The 16,123-nt window shown below is 65.6% G+C and carries 15 protein-coding genes; 7 read left to right on the forward strand and 8 right to left on the reverse strand.

Features of this window, described 5'->3' with window-relative positions; genetic code table 11:
* Positions 1–24: 24 nt before the first annotated feature.
* Genes RDCOP1_RS20375 through RDCOP1_RS20385 form a run of 3 tightly spaced genes read left to right on the forward strand, consistent with a single transcriptional unit; the run spans position 25 to position 2,882 of the window.
* Positions 25–1,287, forward strand: coding sequence for a TetR/AcrR family transcriptional regulator (locus RDCOP1_RS20375; protein WP_072704923.1), 1,263 nt, complete (start codon positions 25–27; stop codon positions 1,285–1,287).
* The gene (locus RDCOP1_RS20380) at positions 1,284–2,396 is read left to right on the forward strand and encodes an NAD(P)-dependent alcohol dehydrogenase (protein ID WP_072704926.1); all 1,113 of its coding nucleotides are present in this window, start codon (positions 1,284–1,286) and stop codon (positions 2,394–2,396) included. Before RDCOP1_RS20375 ends, RDCOP1_RS20380 begins: the two co-directional genes overlap by 4 nt.
* 9 nt (positions 2,397–2,405) lie before the next feature.
* Complete coding sequence (locus RDCOP1_RS20385) at positions 2,406–2,882, forward strand: DUF4334 domain-containing protein (RefSeq protein ID WP_072704929.1); 477 nt, start codon at positions 2,406–2,408, stop codon at positions 2,880–2,882.
* A 66-nt stretch (positions 2,883–2,948) separates the two neighbouring features.
* Here the strand turns inward: RDCOP1_RS20385 and RDCOP1_RS20390 are convergent, their stop codons facing one another.
* Positions 2,949–3,788 carry an oxygenase MpaB family protein gene (locus RDCOP1_RS20390; RefSeq protein WP_231922849.1) on the reverse strand — a complete coding sequence of 280 codons (840 nt, stop codon included), beginning with the start codon at positions 3,786–3,788 and terminating at the stop codon, positions 2,949–2,951.
* 62 nt (positions 3,789–3,850) lie between these two features.
* A complete protein-coding gene (locus RDCOP1_RS20395; RefSeq protein WP_072704932.1) occupies positions 3,851–4,549 on the reverse strand; it encodes a GntR family transcriptional regulator in 699 nt (232 codons plus the stop codon).
* A gap of 201 nt (positions 4,550–4,750) precedes the next feature.
* Between RDCOP1_RS20395 and RDCOP1_RS20400 the strand changes: the two genes are divergently transcribed.
* On the forward strand, positions 4,751–6,289 hold the full coding sequence (locus RDCOP1_RS20400) for an aldehyde dehydrogenase family protein (protein ID WP_072704935.1): 1,539 nt from the start codon (positions 4,751–4,753) through the stop codon (positions 6,287–6,289).
* Between the two features lie 4 nt (positions 6,290–6,293).
* Positions 6,294–7,259 (forward strand): oxygenase MpaB family protein, encoded by a 966-nt coding sequence (locus RDCOP1_RS20405; protein ID WP_072704938.1) that lies wholly within the window; start codon positions 6,294–6,296, stop codon positions 7,257–7,259.
* Positions 7,260–7,326: 67 nt separating this feature from the next.
* Here the strand turns inward: RDCOP1_RS20405 and RDCOP1_RS20410 are convergent, their stop codons facing one another.
* The 5 genes from RDCOP1_RS20410 to RDCOP1_RS20430 form a co-directional block, all read right to left on the reverse strand.
* Positions 7,327–8,784, reverse strand: a complete 1,458-nt coding sequence (locus tag RDCOP1_RS20410) for an MFS transporter (RefSeq protein WP_072705190.1) — start codon at positions 8,782–8,784, stop codon at positions 7,327–7,329.
* Between the two features lie 98 nt (positions 8,785–8,882).
* The gene (locus RDCOP1_RS20415; protein WP_072705193.1) at positions 8,883–9,458 is read right to left on the reverse strand and encodes a TetR/AcrR family transcriptional regulator; all 576 of its coding nucleotides are present in this window, start codon (positions 9,456–9,458) and stop codon (positions 8,883–8,885) included.
* 20 nt (positions 9,459–9,478) lie between these two features.
* On the reverse strand, positions 9,479–10,087 hold the full coding sequence (gene recR, locus RDCOP1_RS20420) for a recombination mediator RecR (protein WP_072704941.1): 609 nt from the start codon (positions 10,085–10,087) through the stop codon (positions 9,479–9,481).
* A gap of 9 nt (positions 10,088–10,096) precedes the next feature.
* Positions 10,097–10,420, reverse strand: coding sequence for a YbaB/EbfC family nucleoid-associated protein (locus tag RDCOP1_RS20425; protein ID WP_072705196.1), 324 nt, complete (start codon positions 10,418–10,420; stop codon positions 10,097–10,099).
* Positions 10,421–10,506: 86 nt separating this feature from the next.
* Positions 10,507–10,941 carry an SRPBCC family protein gene (locus tag RDCOP1_RS20430; RefSeq protein ID WP_072704944.1) on the reverse strand — a complete coding sequence of 145 codons (435 nt, stop codon included), beginning with the start codon at positions 10,939–10,941 and terminating at the stop codon, positions 10,507–10,509.
* Positions 10,942–11,075: 134 nt separating this feature from the next.
* On the opposite strand from RDCOP1_RS20430, the gene RDCOP1_RS20435 reads away from it, so the two are divergent.
* Positions 11,076–12,524: an FAD-binding oxidoreductase gene (locus tag RDCOP1_RS20435; protein WP_174555846.1), complete on the forward strand. Its 1,449-nt coding sequence runs from the start codon at positions 11,076–11,078 to the stop codon at positions 12,522–12,524.
* The gene (locus tag RDCOP1_RS20440; protein WP_072704950.1) at positions 12,521–13,837 is read left to right on the forward strand and encodes a class I SAM-dependent methyltransferase; all 1,317 of its coding nucleotides are present in this window, start codon (positions 12,521–12,523) and stop codon (positions 13,835–13,837) included. The genes RDCOP1_RS20435 and RDCOP1_RS20440 overlap by 4 nt, the downstream gene beginning before the upstream one ends.
* 119 nt (positions 13,838–13,956) lie before the next feature.
* Here RDCOP1_RS20440 and RDCOP1_RS20445 read toward each other — a convergent pair whose 3' ends face one another.
* On the reverse strand, positions 13,957–16,092 hold the full coding sequence (locus RDCOP1_RS20445) for a 3-hydroxyacyl-CoA dehydrogenase NAD-binding domain-containing protein (RefSeq protein WP_072705199.1): 2,136 nt from the start codon (positions 16,090–16,092) through the stop codon (positions 13,957–13,959).
* Positions 16,093–16,123: the final 31 nt, after the last annotated feature.

Below are 16,123 nucleotides of genomic sequence, written 5' to 3' on the forward strand. Positions count from 1 at the left end.
GCTGTACAACCACGAGGAGGCCCGGTGCCCGAACACGCGCAGATCGAGGCACGCACGCGCGCGCAGGCGGGCACCGCTACACCTGCACCACGCCGTCGACCCAAGAACCGCAAGGCGCAGATCGCCACCGTCGCCGCCGAGGCGTTCAGCGAACGCGGCTATCACGGAGTGAGCATCGACGAGATCGCATCCGCTGTGGGCATCTCCGGTCCGGCGCTGTACCGGCACTTCCCGAACAAGTACGCGCTGTTTCGCCATGCCGTCGCCACACTCGCCGAGGCACTCGAAGGCGCGGTCGGCGAACTCGACGCCGGCGACGAGTCCGATCCCGCCGACGTACTCGACCGGCAGGTCACCGCGCTCATCCGCACCACGATCGACAATCGGCGGACCGGGGGCCTGTATCGCTGGGAGCGCCGCTACCTCACCAGCGACGACCGCGGTGAGATCCGCTCGCGAATGGTGGCGATCAACGGGCGGCTCGCCCACACGGTGTCGCGGTTGCGCCCCGATCTCACCCACACCGATTGCGTGTTGCTGAGCACCGCGATGCTCAGCGTCGTCGGCTCGATCACCACCCACCGCGCCCCGTTGTCCACCCGTCGGTTGCAGCAGTTGCTGCTCGACGCATGCCGGGCGATCGTCGCCGTCCCGCTCGCACCCGACGTCCCGGAGCCCGGCGCGGCATCCACACCCCAGGGACTCACCGTCGCGAACAAGCGCGAGGTGCTGCTCCACGAGGCGGTGCTGCTCTTCGATGCCCGCGGGTACCACGAGGTGAGTATCGAGGAGATCGGTGCGACAGCCGGCATCAACGCATCCGGCGTCTATCGGCACTTCCCGAGCAAAGCCGAACTGCTGGCGGCCGCCTTCCGCCGCGCCGCGGATCGCGTGGCGGTGGCCGTGGGCTCGGCCCTCACCGAGTCGTCGACCCCCGCCGAGGCCCTAGAGACGCTGAGCGAGTTCTACGTCCGGCTCTCGTTCGAACACAGTGCACTGATGTCGGTCTACTTCGCCGAAATAGGCAACCTACCTGCACATCATCGCAGCGACCTGCGGAACATCCAGCGTCTCAACATCGAGGACTGGGCGCGGCTCATCGGCGAACTGCGCAGCGACCTCTCCCCCGTGGAGTGCCGTTTCCTCGTGCACGCGGCCCTCAACGTCGTGCTCGACACCGGTACCGTGATGCGTTTTCGATCCACCGCGTCCAATCGGCGTCGCGTCCAGCAGTTGATGCTCGCGATACTGCTCGGCGGAGGCCGCAGCGCAGAGCCTCGCGGATGAGCCGCACTGCGACCGCAGCGGTGCTCCGGGAGTACGGTGGGCCGCTGCAACTCGAGACCGTCACGGTCCCCGACCTGCGCCCCGACGAGATTCTCGTCCGGATCCACGGTGTGGGAATCTGTCACACCGACCTGACGGCGGCCGCCGGTGGTGTCCCCGTGCCGGTGCCGGTGGTCCTCGGACACGAAGGCGCAGGGATCGTCACCGAGATCGGTTCCGCGGTCTCGCATCTCGCGGTCGGAGACGCGGTTGTGCTGGGCTTCGATTCGTGCCGGCAGTGTCGCAACTGCACGCGGGGCCGGCCTTCTTACTGCACCCGGTTCGCGCCTCTCAATTACGGTGGCACCCGGACCGACGGCACCACCGTCCTCCAGGACTCCGAAGGCGCTTGGCTGCACGGGAATTGGTTCGGACAGTCGTCGTTCTCGTCGCTGGTGGTGGCCACCGAACGCAACGCTGTGCGGCTACCGCCCGACGTATCGATCACCCTCGCCGGGCCCCTGGGATGCGGGCTCGCCACCGGAGCGGGAACCGTCCTCCGGGTTCTTCGTCCCGAATCCGATTCGTCGATCGTCGTGTTCGGCCTCGGCGCCGTCGGGATGGCCGCGATCATGGCCGCTCGCATCGCCGGATGCGCCACCGTCATCGGGATCGACCCCAACGAGCGCCGCCACGACCTCGCGCGCGAACTGGGGGCCACCGAGGTGATCTCGCCCGCCGGGTACGACGACCTCGGCCGTCATCTCCGTCGGCTCACCGGCGGCGGAGCCGACTGTGCGGTCGAATCGGTCGGGTCCGAAGCGGTTGTTCGGCAGGCATTGTCGTCGTTGGGCAGCCCCGGAGTGTGCGCGACACTGGGTTTGCGGGCGGGCCGCAATCCGATCACGGTCGACCAGACACATCTGCTCAACGGGCGCACACTGACCGGGGTGATCGAGGGCGACGTCGACCCGCATCGCTTCCTTCCCGAACTCGCGGATCTGTGGCGCGACGGTCGTTTCCCGGTCGAGAAGCTGGTACGTACTTTCGACTTCACGAAACTCGACGACGCTCTCGGTGCCGTGCGCTCGGGCGAGGTCGTCAAGGCAGTTCTGACCTTCGACAACTAAGGAGAAGACATGGACGTGGTTCGGCAAGTCGCGGACCTGCGCGCCCGCACCGAGCTGATCGATCCGCGTGAACTCGACGCGTTGTGGCCGCATCTCACACCGGCCAAGGTCGGCGATCTGGTCGGATATCGGTGGAAGGGCTTCAGTTTCGACACCGGGCATCGCACCCACGGACTCCTCGCCGCGTCGGGATGGTACGGCAAATCGTTCGTCTCCGAGAGCGAGGTGCAGCCCCTGGTTTGCCGGGGTGAAGACGGAGAGTTGTTCTCCGACAAAGCGACCGGCCGTGGAGAAGCAAGCCTGTGGGAGATCGTGTTCCGCGGCGAGGTCACTGCCACGATGGTGTACGACGGCATGCCTGTCTTCGACCACTTCAAGAAGGTCGACGACGACACGCTGATCGGGGTGATGAACGGGAAGGGCAAGCTCGTGTTCGACGGCGGCGAACACTACTGGTTCGGCCTCGAACGGGACGTGGCGCTCTGACCGCACCCCGCGACTGGAGAAACGACGTGGCCCGAACCCGGTTCGGCCACGTCGTTTGCTTCTACGTCAGATGAGGTGTCCTTGCGCGGCCATCCGGCGCCGCATGTCGTGCAGGTAGTACGTCGCCGACAACTGCCGGATCGGCCTCGGAACGCGGCGATAGACCGGCGGGAAGACCTTCCAGAAGAGGTCGAATCGCCGCTGGTCGCGCCGGGTCCACGGAAGCCCGAACTCCTCGCGCAATCGCGGCGGGAGAAGCCCGATCGTCATGAACCGCTGCAAGGGCATCACCGCACGGACAGCGAAGGGGGCGTTCCCACCGGAAAGGAGGTTGCGGGTGAAGGCCCGGATCTTGGCGTCCACTTCGACCGAGTCGACCATCTCGTCCCAGTACGCCTCGAACTCGGCTCGGGTGGTCGGCCACATGTCTTCCTTGACCTGGAGAGCTGTTCCGTAGACCGAAGATTGGCGATACAAGTGCTCGAGGTCGGGCTCGCTCAGTTCGCCGAAGACGCGGGAGTACATCTCCGCACCGTTGCGGTAGAGCGTCGCCGCAACCCAGAGTTGGAGTTCGGGGTCGAACGCGTTGTACGTCTCCGAATGCACCGGGACATGGGCTTTGTTGACCATGCGCACCATCTGCCGCTTCTCCTCGGGCGTCCCGAGGGTGACCGCGTAGACGTACGTCATCGTGGTCCGCAACCGGTCGAGCGGCCGTTCCAGCGTGGTGCTGTGGTCGGCGACCCCGTGGCCGACGCCGCGCAGAGCGAGTTGCAGGAGAACGGTGGCCCCCGCGCCGAGAAGCAGCATGGATTCACCGACGAAATCGGCGAGGTCGACGGAACCGGGCCGGACGTGACGGGGTTCTGCGGCGACGCGAGGCAAGCGCTCTTCGGTGCGGGTCACCAGAGGTCTCCTGTACGGGTCTACGGGCGCAGCGCGATCACCCGAATTGTGCACACTCGTATTCAGATAGGCAAGGGCCTGTCCTGCGAGACCGCACCTTCCGACACCACCCGCCGTCGGTGCTCGACCAATCTCGCTGCGGCATCGTCGAACTGAACCAGGGTTTGCGTGATCGCCTCGTTGTGGTCGCGAACCCGCATCGCCTCGATGAGCTTGGTGTGCGCCGCGACCGCCTTCGTGCCCCACCCGGCGTCGCGCGCATACAGGCGATACGGAATGGAACGTGCGGCGTTGTTGAGGAACCAGGCAAGCTTGGGACTGTCGGCGATACGGTTCACCTCGCGATGGAAATCGAACTCCGCGTCGGCGATGCGCTCGACATCCGGCGCGACCCCGCTGGGAAGGACGACGAGCTGACGCAACCGCTCGTTGAACTCGGCGAGCCGGACGAGATCCTCGGCAGTCACCCGGTCCACCGCGCGCAAGGCCAGTTCCACGGCGATCTGGCCCTGCAACCAGAAGATGTCGTCGATGTCGGACCGGTTCAACGGCGAGACCCGGTACCCGCGATTCGGCGCAGACTCGACCATCCCTTCACCCCGCAAGGTGAGCAGCGCTTCGCGGACAGGAGTGACACTGACTCCGAGTTCCGCCGCCGTCTCGTCGAGCCGGATGAAGTCGCCCGGCCGGAGCGCACCCGACATGATCGAGCTGCGCAGGTGGCCCGCGACCTCGTCGGACAGTTGCGGTCGTCGTCGCATCGACAACCCTGCACGGGGCAGAATCCCGCTCCGTTCGCTGGCCTTGTCGGGGCTGGGTGTAGGTGCCGACATATCGTCTCCTGGAGTAGTCCGGACAACTGCACACAGGGGTTGTCCAATCACCGCGACAGCGCCTAATGTGATGTCCACTACAGCTATCACATCAAATATATTTGATGTGGTCCACAGGAAGCAGCGACCATGACTCAGAATCTCAGCACCTCGGAGACGTCGGACGCGGCTACCGCGAAGACGGTTCCGACTCCGGAAAACTCCGACACCTTCGCCAGCCTCGACCCGCGCAACGGCGAGGTGATCGCCGAGTATCCGATCGCCGACGCTGCCGAGGTCGCCGACGCCGTCGACCGGGCACGCATCGCCGCACGCTGGTGGGAGGCACAGGGATTCCGAGGTCGCCGTGAGTGGCTGCTCGAATTCAAGAAGGCGATCGCCTCCGACGCCACGTCCCTCGCCTCCGTCGTCTCGAAGGAGACCGGCAAGCCGTACGGCGACGCATTCCTCGAAGTGATGCTCGCGGTCGAACACCTCGACTGGGCAGCGAAAAACGCGAAGAAGGTGCTCCGTCCGCGCAAGGTCCCGTCGGGTATCGCAAGCTTCAATCAGGCTGCCACGCTCGAGTACAAGCCGCTCGGTGTCGTCGGTGCCATCGGTCCGTGGAACTACCCTGTCTACACACCGATGGGCTCCATCGCCTACTCGCTGGCGGCCGGCAACGCAGTCGTCTTCAAGCCGAGCGAACTGACTCCGGGAGTCGGAAAGTGGCTCGAGGACAAGTGGAATTCGATCGCCCCCACCCAACCGGTCTTCCAGGTGATCACCGGGCTCGGTGAAACCGGTTCGGCGCTGGTCCGTTCGGGCGTCGACAAGGTCGCGTTCACCGGGTCCGGCCCCACCGCGCGCAAGGTCATGGCCGCGTGCGCCGAGACCCTGACTCCGCTCGTCGCCGAGTGCGGTGGCAAGGACGCGATGATCGTCGCGGCCGACGCCGACATCGACAAGGCAGTGGAATTCGCGGCATTCGGCGCGTTCGGCAACGCCGGACAGACCTGCGCGGGTGTCGAGCGGATCTACGTCGAAGAGCCCGTGTACCGGGAGTTCCTCGACAAGTTGACCGAGACGGTCTCGCGCGCAAAGCCCGGTGGCGACTCCGATTCGACATACGGCCCGATGACTCTGCCCCGCCAGGTGGACGTCGTGCGCGGCCACATCGAGGACGCCCTCGCGAAGGGCGGCAAAGCCGTACTCGGCGGCCTCGATTCGATCCAGGGCCTGGTCATCGAACCCGTCATCCTCACCGACGTTCCCGAAACCTCCACGGCCGTGTGCGAAGAGACCTTCGGGCCCACCGTCGTGGTCAACAAGGTCCGCGACCTCGACGAGGCCGTCGACCGCGCCAACGGCACCGAATACGGTCTCGGCGCGTCGATCTTCATCGGCAACAAGTCCAAGGGACGCGAACTCGCCGAGCGCCTGCGCAACGGCATGGTCTCGGTCAACTCCGTCCTCGGCTTCGCCGCGATCGCGTCGCTGCCGTTCGGTGGTGTCGGCGAGTCCGGCTTCGGGCGCATCCACGGTGCCGACGGCCTCCGCGAGTTCAGCCGGCCCAAGTCCGTCACGGTGGAGCGGTTCAGCTCGCCGCTCAAGTTGATGAGCCTGGAGCGGCCGGCACGTGATCTCCGGATCTCCGAACTCATGCTCAAGTACATGCACGGAAGGTGATCCGATGACGACCACACCCCCGCGCACCCGGAGCCGCAAAGCGGCCGTCACGGCGAGCCCCGAAGCACGGATCGAGAAGGCGACCGCCTTCCCGCCGCCGAATCCCGATCCTCGACCACAGCGGGGACGGATGGGCTGGGTCAAGGTCATCGAGAAGCTCGACCCGGTGACGCAGCACCAGGACATCCTCCGGATCAGCGCCGGCTACGAATTCCCCTGGGATTACCAGCGAGCCCTCGAGTTCGCACTCTTCCGTACGTACTGTGTGCCCACAGTGTCCGAACTTCTGGCCCGCACAGGTGAATTCGAGAAGCGGCCACAGAAGCGGTACGACGACACGGCGCTTCTGATGGCCGAACTCGTCGAGCACGGATACGACGCCGAACGTGGACGCGAGTCGCTGCGCAACATCAACCGCATGCACGGCAAGTACTCGATCGACAACGACGACATGCTGTACGTGCTGTCCACGTTCGTCTACGACCCACTCGACTGGATCGACAGGTACGGGTGGCGGCGGCTGCACCCGAACGAACGCCTCGCGTCGTTCCACTTCTACCGGCAAGTCGGTATCCGCATGGGTATCAAGGACATTCCGGAGACCTTCCAGGAGTACTACCGCTTCAAGGAAGAGTACGAACGCACCAAGTTCGCCTACAGCGACGACAACCATGCGATCGGCACCTACACGCTCCGGCTGTTCCAGTCGTGGTATCCGAAACCGCTTCGTGGTGGGGTCGCGAAGGTCGTCTACTCGCTGATCGACGATCGGATGGCCACGGCGTTCGGATTCCCCAAGGGTTCCCCGCGGATGCGCGCGACTGTCGAGGGCGCGCTGCGCGCACGGTCCGCCCTCGTCCGTCGGCTTCCCAAGCGGCGGACATCGCTGTCGGCAACCAACCCGTCGAACCGGACCTACCCGGGTTACCCGCTCGGCTACCGTCCGCGCGACCTCGGTGTGGAGAACTGAACAACCCTGACCTGCACGAACCCTGCTCGTACGAACCCTGTAGCGCGAACGCCCCGTCCGTCGAAGTTCACACCGTCGCCGGGCGGGGTCGTCGTGCATGTCGTGACGGCAGGGCGAACGCGGAAGCGAACACGACGACGGCACACCCCGCGCAGACCAGATAAGCGATGACGAATCCGGCGGTGCTCACGCCGCCCGCGAACGCGTGCGCTGCAAGGACCGCGGCGACGACCGCGCTGCACACCGTGCTGCCCACCGTGCGCAGCAGCACGTTGACCCCGTTCGCTGCCGCGTTCTGTTCCAACGGTACTGCTCCGAGGATCAGGACCGGCAGCGTGCAGTACACGAGCGACGTGCCGATCGCCGCGACGAAGATCGCGCCCACCACCAGCCACAGCGGCTTGTCCGGCACGGCGTGGATGCCGTAGCCGGCAAGCAGGAACAGCGCACCGACCATGATCGTCACCTTGGGACCGAACCGCTCGGTGATCCGCGACGCCACGATGGCGAAGATCATCATGGCGACGCTCGCCGCGAGCTGGCAGGCGGCGGCCTGGAGGATGGTCAGTCCGTAGCCCGCACCCTCGCCCCGAGGTGCCTGCAGCAGTTGAGTGGTGATGAGGGTGTTTCCGTAGAACGCGAATCCGACGAGAAGTGCGGACAGGTGCGGCGTGAGAACCGACCGGCGAGCGGCGACGCGAAGGTCGACGAGCGGATTGCGGTTGCGCAGTTGCTGCACGCCCCAGATCCCGAACAGGATCACTGCGGACACGGACATCGACAGCACTGCCGGACTCGTCCAGCCCCACGAGCTTCCCTGGGTGATGGGCACCAGCAGGCAGATCAGCGCCGCAGACAACCCGGCGGCCCCGACCACGTCGAAACGTCCGCCAGATCGGCTGTCGGATTCCGGGATGACGAACCACGCCGCAACGGCGACACCTGCCCCGATCGCCGCGGTCACCCAGAACAGCAGGTGCCAGTCGGCGAACTGGACTATCGCGGCGGCGAAGGGGATTCCGACCGCGGTACCGATGCCGAGAGTCGAACTGAGAATCGCGACCGAACGGTCGACGCGTTCCCGGGGCAGGACCTCGCGCAGGATGGCCATGCCGATGGGCAGTACCGCCGCCCCGGCTCCCTGGAGACCGCGCGCGAAGATGAGAAGGCCGATGTTCGAGGTCGAGGCGCAGATCAACGATCCGACCGTCATCAGCCCGAAAGCGACCAGCAACATCCGCTTCTTGCCGATCATGTCGGCGAGACGGCCGAAGATGGGAGTCATCACCGCTCCGACCAGCAACGTCGCCGTCACCAGCCACGACACTGCGGTCGGTCCGGCCCCGGTGAACCCCGGCATGCTGGGCAGCAGCGGCACCATCACGGTCTGCATGATCGCCTGAAAGACCGCTCCGACCGCGAGCACCGCGAAGACGAAGCGGCGCAGATCCGGACGGCGCGCAGCGGGAGCGTCTCGCCGGGTGCGTACCGAGGGACGGAGCCGGCGCGGAACGGACAGACGCAGAGGGACCGAAACCGTCAAGTAGCCTCCTCGGCGCGGGTAAATGGGCGTTCACCAGATTAGGTGAACACCCATTTACCTCACAACACGAGTGAGGGGAGTCACTCCCGGGTGCCGTCGAGCAGGTTCTGCACCAGCGGCGCGTAGAGAGCCACGACCTCCTCCAGCGTGCCCGTGGCGTGTTCCCGGATCATCCGCCGGCGCATGATCGCGAGGCCCATCACCGCCGACATCGCGAGTTCGGCGCGCAACCTCGCGTCGGCTCCGGAAAGCCTGGCGGCAAGGGCATCGATCATCTGCGTCGAATAGTTCTCGCGCAGCAATCGGTTGCTCTCCTCGCTCGCCCCGCTCATGAACAGGATGCTCATGGACAACGGCTTGTACGGCTCGAGCGGCCGGGCGAACATCGCCACCATCCGCTCCCCGAGCGTCTCCAAAGGACCGTCGAACAACACCTGCGCGCCGGCCTGGAAATCGACCAGCGCCTCGTACAACTGCTCCTTCGAGCCGAAGTACTTGATGATGAGCGGCGCACTGATTCCCGCATCCACCGCGATGTCCTTGAGCGTGATGTCGCGGTACGGCCTGGTCGCGAATGCCTTGCCCGCGGCATCGAGGATCAGCTTCCGCGTCTCCTCCGAACTCCGGCGGCGCCTCTCGGGCTCCTCCGGCGAGATCTCATCCGCGGCGCCGCCGGTCACATCACTCGCCGGCCCGAGAGCGCACGCCCGAGGGTGAGTTCGTCCGCGAACTCGAGGTCGCCGCCCATCGGCAGACCGGACGCAAGCCGCGTCACCGTCAGTCCGGGGAAGTCGCGCAACATCCGCACCAGATACGTCGCCGTGGCCTCCCCCTCGGTGTTCGGGTCGGTCGCGATGATCACCTCGGAGACGTCGACGCCGTCCTCCTGGTTGCCGATCCGGGTGAGCAGTTCCCGGATGTGCAACTGGTCCGGCCCGACGCCGTTGAGCGGATCGAGCGCACCGCCGAGTACGTGGTAGCGGCCACGGAACTCACGGGTGCGCTCGATCGCCTGCACGTCCTTAGGTTCCTCGACCACACAGATCTGCGTGCGGTCGCGGCGGAGGTCGGCACAGATCCTGCAGCGTTCCCGATCCGATACGGTGCCGCACACCTCACAGAACTGCACCCCGTCGCGCACCTTCTGCAGCGCCGCCTGAAGACGGTCTATCTCCGGAGGCTCCACCGACAACAGGTGGAACGCGATGCGTTGCGCGCTTTTCGGGCCGACGCCGGGAAGCTTGCCCAGCTCGTCGATGAGGTCCTGTACCGGTCCTTCGTACAACGTGAGCCTCTAGAAACCCGGGAGGCCGGGAATGCCACCGCCCAGACCACCGGCGAGCGGGCCGAGCTTCTCGGCGGCGCTTTCCTGAGCCTTCGCGGATGCGTCGGCGATCGCGCCGACCACCAGGTCCTGGAGGGTTTCGATGTCCTCGGGATCGACGACCTTCGGATCGATGTGCACGGCGACGACCTCGCCCGTGCCCTTCACCGTTGCGGTCACCAGGCCCCCACCGGCCTGACCGGTGACCTCTTCCTGGGACATTTCGCTCTGCGCGGCCATCAGCTGCTGCTGCATCTGCTGGGCCTGAGCGAGGAGTTGCTGCATGTCGGGCATTCCACCGGGTTGCACGGACACGTCCTTTCTGCACGTTTGTCTGCCAAGGGTAGTCGTCCACCGCGACGGGTGAGACGACGGCGAGCTCAGTCCAGTTCGTTCTTCAGGTTCTGCAGCACCTGCTGCTGGATCTTGCGCAGTCCGATCGGCGCGAAGACCTTCTCGAAGAATCCGCCGATGCCTCCCGCCCCGTTCCAGCCCGTGAGGACGACGACCGTCGAGCCCGTGCCGTGCGGCACCACGCTCCAAGTGGTCACGAGCGACGAGTTCGCGTCCGTTTCGGTGACGGTGCTGCCCGACACGGAAACGGTGGCCTGCACGTCGCGCTGACGCTTCTCGGTGGCCTCGAGGATCCAGTGCACCACGGTGCCGTCGCCTCGCCCGCCCGAGATGACCCGGTAGTCGCGGTAATGATCCGAGAGAATGCGCGGGCGAACCGTCTCGTAATCGGCGAGTGCCTCGAGCACCTTGTCGGGTGCCGCCTCCAGCTGTATCGAACTGCTCGCGCTGACCTGGGCCATGTCGATTCCTCCGTAATTCGTCGGGTGATGCTTCGTGGAGATGTTCCTCGTCCATCGTGCCTTCGAGTACCGGGACGAGCACGCGCCACGGGTCTATTGTGGGTGTGCCATCATGCGCCGCCGCAGGGGAGTCGATGCTCATGCCGGGATCGTCACGTGTCACGAGCCCGTACGGGCTGCCGGTTCACCGCGAAGGTGTCGACCGATTGTTGCGCTCGTATCGCAACATCCCTGCGCGGGCGCCGGTTCGGCTGGCGAAGAAGACCTCGAATCTCTTCCGCGCCCGCGCAAAAGTGGATGCGCCCGGGTTGGACGTGTCGGGCCTCGGCGGTGTCATTTCCGTCGACCCGCATTCCCGCACCGCAGACGTCGCAGGAATGTGCACCTACGAAGATCTCGTCGACGCCACACTGCCGTTCGGCCTGGCTCCCCTTGTGGTTCCGCAATTGAAGACCATCACGCTTGGTGGTGCAGTCACCGGTCTCGGAATCGAGTCGACGTCCTTCCGAAACGGTCTCCCACACGAGTCGGTGCTCGAGATGGACATCCTGACCGGCGGCGGTGAGATCGTCACGGCCCGGCCCGACGGGGAAAACTCCGATCTCTTCCGCGGATTCCCCAACTCGTACGGATCGCTCGGGTACGCGACCCGCCTGAGGATCGAACTCGAACCGGTGAAACCGTTCGTGGCGCTACGTCATCTGCGGTTCGATTCGCTGGGCGAGATGCAGGCCGCGCTCGACCGGATCACCTCCGACCGGGTCTACGCCGGTGTCGCGGTGGACTACGTCGACGGCGTCGTCTTCTCGGCCGGCGAGAGCTATCTGACGCTCGGCGCGCAGACGGACGAACCCGGCCCGGTCTCGGACTACACCGGACGCGAGATCTACTACCGGTCCATCCAGCACGCATCGGTCAACCACCCGAAGACCGACAGGCTCACCATCCGCGATTATTTGTGGCGGTGGGACACCGACTGGTTCTGGTGTTCGAGGGCGTTCGGTGCGCAGGACCCCAGAATCCGGCGGTTCTGGCCGAAACGACTGCTGCGCAGCAGTTTCTACTGGAAGCTCATCGCACTCGACCACAAGTACGCGGTCGCCGATCGCATCGAAGCCCGCAAGGGCAACCCTCCTCGTGAGCGCGTCGTTCAGGACATCGAGGTACCCGTCGAACGCACCGAGGAATTCGTCCGATGGTTCCTCGAGGAAATACCCATCGAGCCGATCTGGCTGTGCCCGTTGCGATTGCGGGATCGAGACAGCTCCGGCGGCGCGCCCTTCGACGCGCAACGTCCGTGGCCGCTGTATCCGCTCGAACCGAAACGCACGTACGTCAACGTCGGATTCTGGTCGTCCGTCGCCGCCGATCCCGACGGAATCGAAGGTGCCGCCAACCGGCTCATCGAAGACAAGGTCGCCGAACTCGACGGCCACAAATCCCTGTACTCCGACTCGTACTACAGCCGCGACGAGTTCGAGAAGTTGTATTACAGCGGTGGGGACTACACCGCTCTCAAAGAGAAGTACGATCCGCGGTCCCGTCTGCTGGACCTTTTCTCGAAGGCGGTGCAAAGAAAATGACCACGTTCAAGTCCGAACCGTCTACCGGCGTGCGCCCGGCCGATGACAAACTCCCGCTCGCGAAGATCGTCGAAACCGTCACCGGCGGTGATATGCCGGTGCGTTTCACTGCGTACGACAATTCGGCCGCGGGTCCGAAGGATTCCCCCTACGCACTGCACCTGACATCGCCGAAGGGCGCGACGTACATCGCCACCGCGCCGGGCGATCTCGGGATGGCGCGGGCATACATTTCCGGTGAGCTCGAGATCGAGGGCGCCCATCCGGGCAACCCCTATGCCGTGCTCGCCGCCCTCGGGGACCTGCATTTCGAGAGGCCGCCCGCCCGGGTTCTCGCCCAGATCGCCCGGTCGCTCGGCACCGAACTGCTCCGTCCGATCGCGCCGCCGCCGCAGGAACATCTCCCCCGCTGGCGACGGATCGCGGAAGGTTTCCGGCATTCGAAGAACCGCGACGCCGAGGTCATCCATCACCACTACGACGTCTCCAACGCGTTCTACGAGCACGTGCTCGGCCCGTCGATGACCTACACGTGCGCTCTCTTCGACTCGGAGGGCCAGAGTCTCGAAGACGCACAGGAGAACAAGTACCGTCTCATCTTCGAAAAGCTGCGCCTGCAACCCGGTGACCGTCTTCTCGACATCGGTTGCGGCTGGGGAGGAATGGTCCGGTTCGCCGCGCGACGCGGGGTCAAGGCACTCGGCGTGACCCTGTCGCGCGAGCAGGCCGAATGGGCGCAGCACGCCATCGAGAAGGAAGGGCTCGCCGATCTCGCCGAGGTGCGGCACTCCGACTATCGCGACGTCACCGAAACCGGGTTCGACGCGATCTCGTCGATCGGACTCACCGAGCACATCGGCGTCGGGAACTACCCGGCATACTTCCAGTTGCTGCACGACAAACTGCGGGTCGGGGGCCTGCTCCTCAACCACTGCATCACCCGTCCGCACAACCGTGGCCGTATGAAGGCCGGCGGATTCATCGACCGGTACGTGTTCCCCGACGGGGAACTCACCGGCTCCGGACGCATCATCACCGAAGCGCAGAACGTCGGCTTCGAAGTGGTGCACGAGGAGAACCTGCGCCAGCACTACGCGTACACCCTTGCCGGATGGTGCGAGAACCTCGAAAAGAACTGGGACGCGTGCGTCGCGGAGGTCGGCGAAGGTACCGCGCGGCTGTGGGGTCTGTACATGGCCGGCTCCCGGCTCGGATTCGAACGCAACATCGTGCAACTGCACCACGTCCTCGGCGTGAAGCTCGGTCCGGACCAGCGCCCACAGGTGCCGCTGCGTCCGTGGTGGGTCGCATGAGCGATGCCGCAGGGCAGCGACCACGCCCTGGCCGGACAGGCTGACGCTGTAGCTGGACAAACGGAAGGGCCCCGGAGCGATCCGGGGCCCTTCCTGTCTATCGGATGTGCGCGCGAACGTCAGGCGCGAAGCGACGCCGGCGGCGTGAAGCGCTCACCGTACTTGGCGGCGAGTTCCTCCGCACGCTTCACGAACCCTTCCTTGCCGCCCGGGTAGCCCGTGATGTACTGCGAGACACCACCGGTCCACGCCGGGAAGCCGATACCGAGGATCGAACCGATGTTGGCGTCGGCGGTGGTCTCGAGGACACCCTCGTCGAAGCACTTCTGGGTTTCGATCGCCTCGGCGAACAGCATCCGGTCGATCAGATCCTGGAGCGGAACGTCGAGAGTCGCGACGGTCTTGAACTGATCACGCACACCTTGCCAGATGCCGAGACGCTTGCCGTTCTCGTCGTACTCGTAGAAGCCGGCCTTCTCCAGGCGACCCGGACGACCCTGCTCGACCATCCAGTCGATGACGTCGAGCGCGGGGTGGCGGGTCGCACCCATCTTCGTGTCGCCCTGCTTGGCCGCCTCCGCGGTCTCCTTGGCGATCTTCTGCATGAGCTTCATGTTCAGCTCGTCGGTCAGCTGCAGCGGCGGAGCCGGGTAGCCCGCCTGCGAACCGGCCTGCTCGATGGTCGCCGGCTCGATGCCCTCACCGAGCATCGCGATGGCTTCGTTGACGAACGTGCCGATGACGCGCGAGGTGAAGAACCCGCGGCTGTCGTTGACGACGATCGGCGTCTTGCGAATCGCAAGCGTGTAGTCGAACACGCGGGCCAGTGCCTCGTCCGACGTCTTCTCACCCTTGATGATCTCGACGAGCGGCATCTTGTCGACGGGCGAGAAGAAGTGGATTCCGATGAAGTCCTCGGGACGCTTCACGCCGGTGGCGAGACCGGTGATCGGCAGCGTCGAGGTGTTGGAGCCGAGCAGCGCGTCGGGCTCGACGATGTCCTCGATCTCCTGGAACACCTTGTGCTTGAGGTCGGTGCTCTCGAAGACGGCCTCGATGACGAAGTCGACACCCTTGAAGTCGGCCGCATCGGCGGTCGGATGGATGCGATCGAGCAGTGCCTTCGACTTCTCCTCGGTGGTCTTGCCACGCGAGAGTGCCTTGGCCTCGATCTTCTCCGAGTAGTTCTTGCCGCGCTCGGCCGCTTCGATGCTGACGTCCTTGAGGACGACCTCGAAGCCGGCGCGCGCCGAGACGTACGCGATGCCCGCGCCCATCATGCCGGCGCCGAGCACACCGATCTTCTTGATCTCACGCTTGGCGACGTCCTTCGGCCGCGACGCGCCGGAGTTGATCGCCTGCATGTCGAAGAAGAACGCCTGGATCATGTTCTTCGCGACCTGGCCCGTCGCCAGTTCCGTGAAGTAACGCGACTCGATGGTCGACGCGTTGTCGAAGTCGACCTGCGACCCCTCGACCGCGGCGGACATGATCGCCCGCGGAGCGGGCATCGGCGCACCCTTGATCTGCTTGCGCAGGTTCGCGGGGAAGGCCGGAAGGTTCGCGGCGAACGCGGGACTGGAGGGGGTGCCGCCCGGGATCTTGTATCCCTTGACATCCCACGGCTGTACGCCGCCCTCGGGGTTGGCCTTGATCCATGCCTTGGCGGCGGGTACGAGTTCCTCGACGCTGCCCACGACGTCGTGGACGAGACCGATCTCCTTGGCCTTCACGGCGTTGTACTTGTTGCCCTGCAACAGAACCGCGAGAAGCGCGGTCTGGATGCCGAGCAGTCGCACGGTGCGGGTGATTCCGCCGCCACCGGGCAGCAGGCCGAGGCTGGCCTCGGGCAGTCCGATCTGAATGCCCTTGACGTCAGCGGCGATCCGGTGATGCGTCGCGAGAGCGATCTCGAGGCCTCCGCCGAGAGCCGCACCGTTGATGGCGGCGACCACGGGCTTGCCGAGGGTCTCGAGGCGTCGGAGGTCGGACTTGATGTCCTGTACCTCGTCGAACGCGGCCTGCGCGTCGTCCGGCCCGATAGCGATGATGTTGCGGAGGTCGCCACCGGCGAAGAACGTCTTCTTCGCGGACGTGATCACCACACCGGTGATCGAGTCCTTCTCCTCGACCAGGCGGTCGACCGTGGCCTTCATGGAGGACTTGTAGAGCGCGTTCATGGTGTTCGCGCCCTGGTTGGGGTCGTCCAGGGTGAGCACAACGATGCCGTCGGCGTCCTGATCCCAAGAAATCATGTTGTCGGTCACTGTGTTTCGAATCCTTCCG

The organism is Rhodococcus coprophilus NBRC 100603, from assembly GCF_001895045.1.
GTDB classification, from domain to species: Bacteria; Actinomycetota; Actinomycetes; order Mycobacteriales; family Mycobacteriaceae; genus Rhodococcus; species Rhodococcus coprophilus.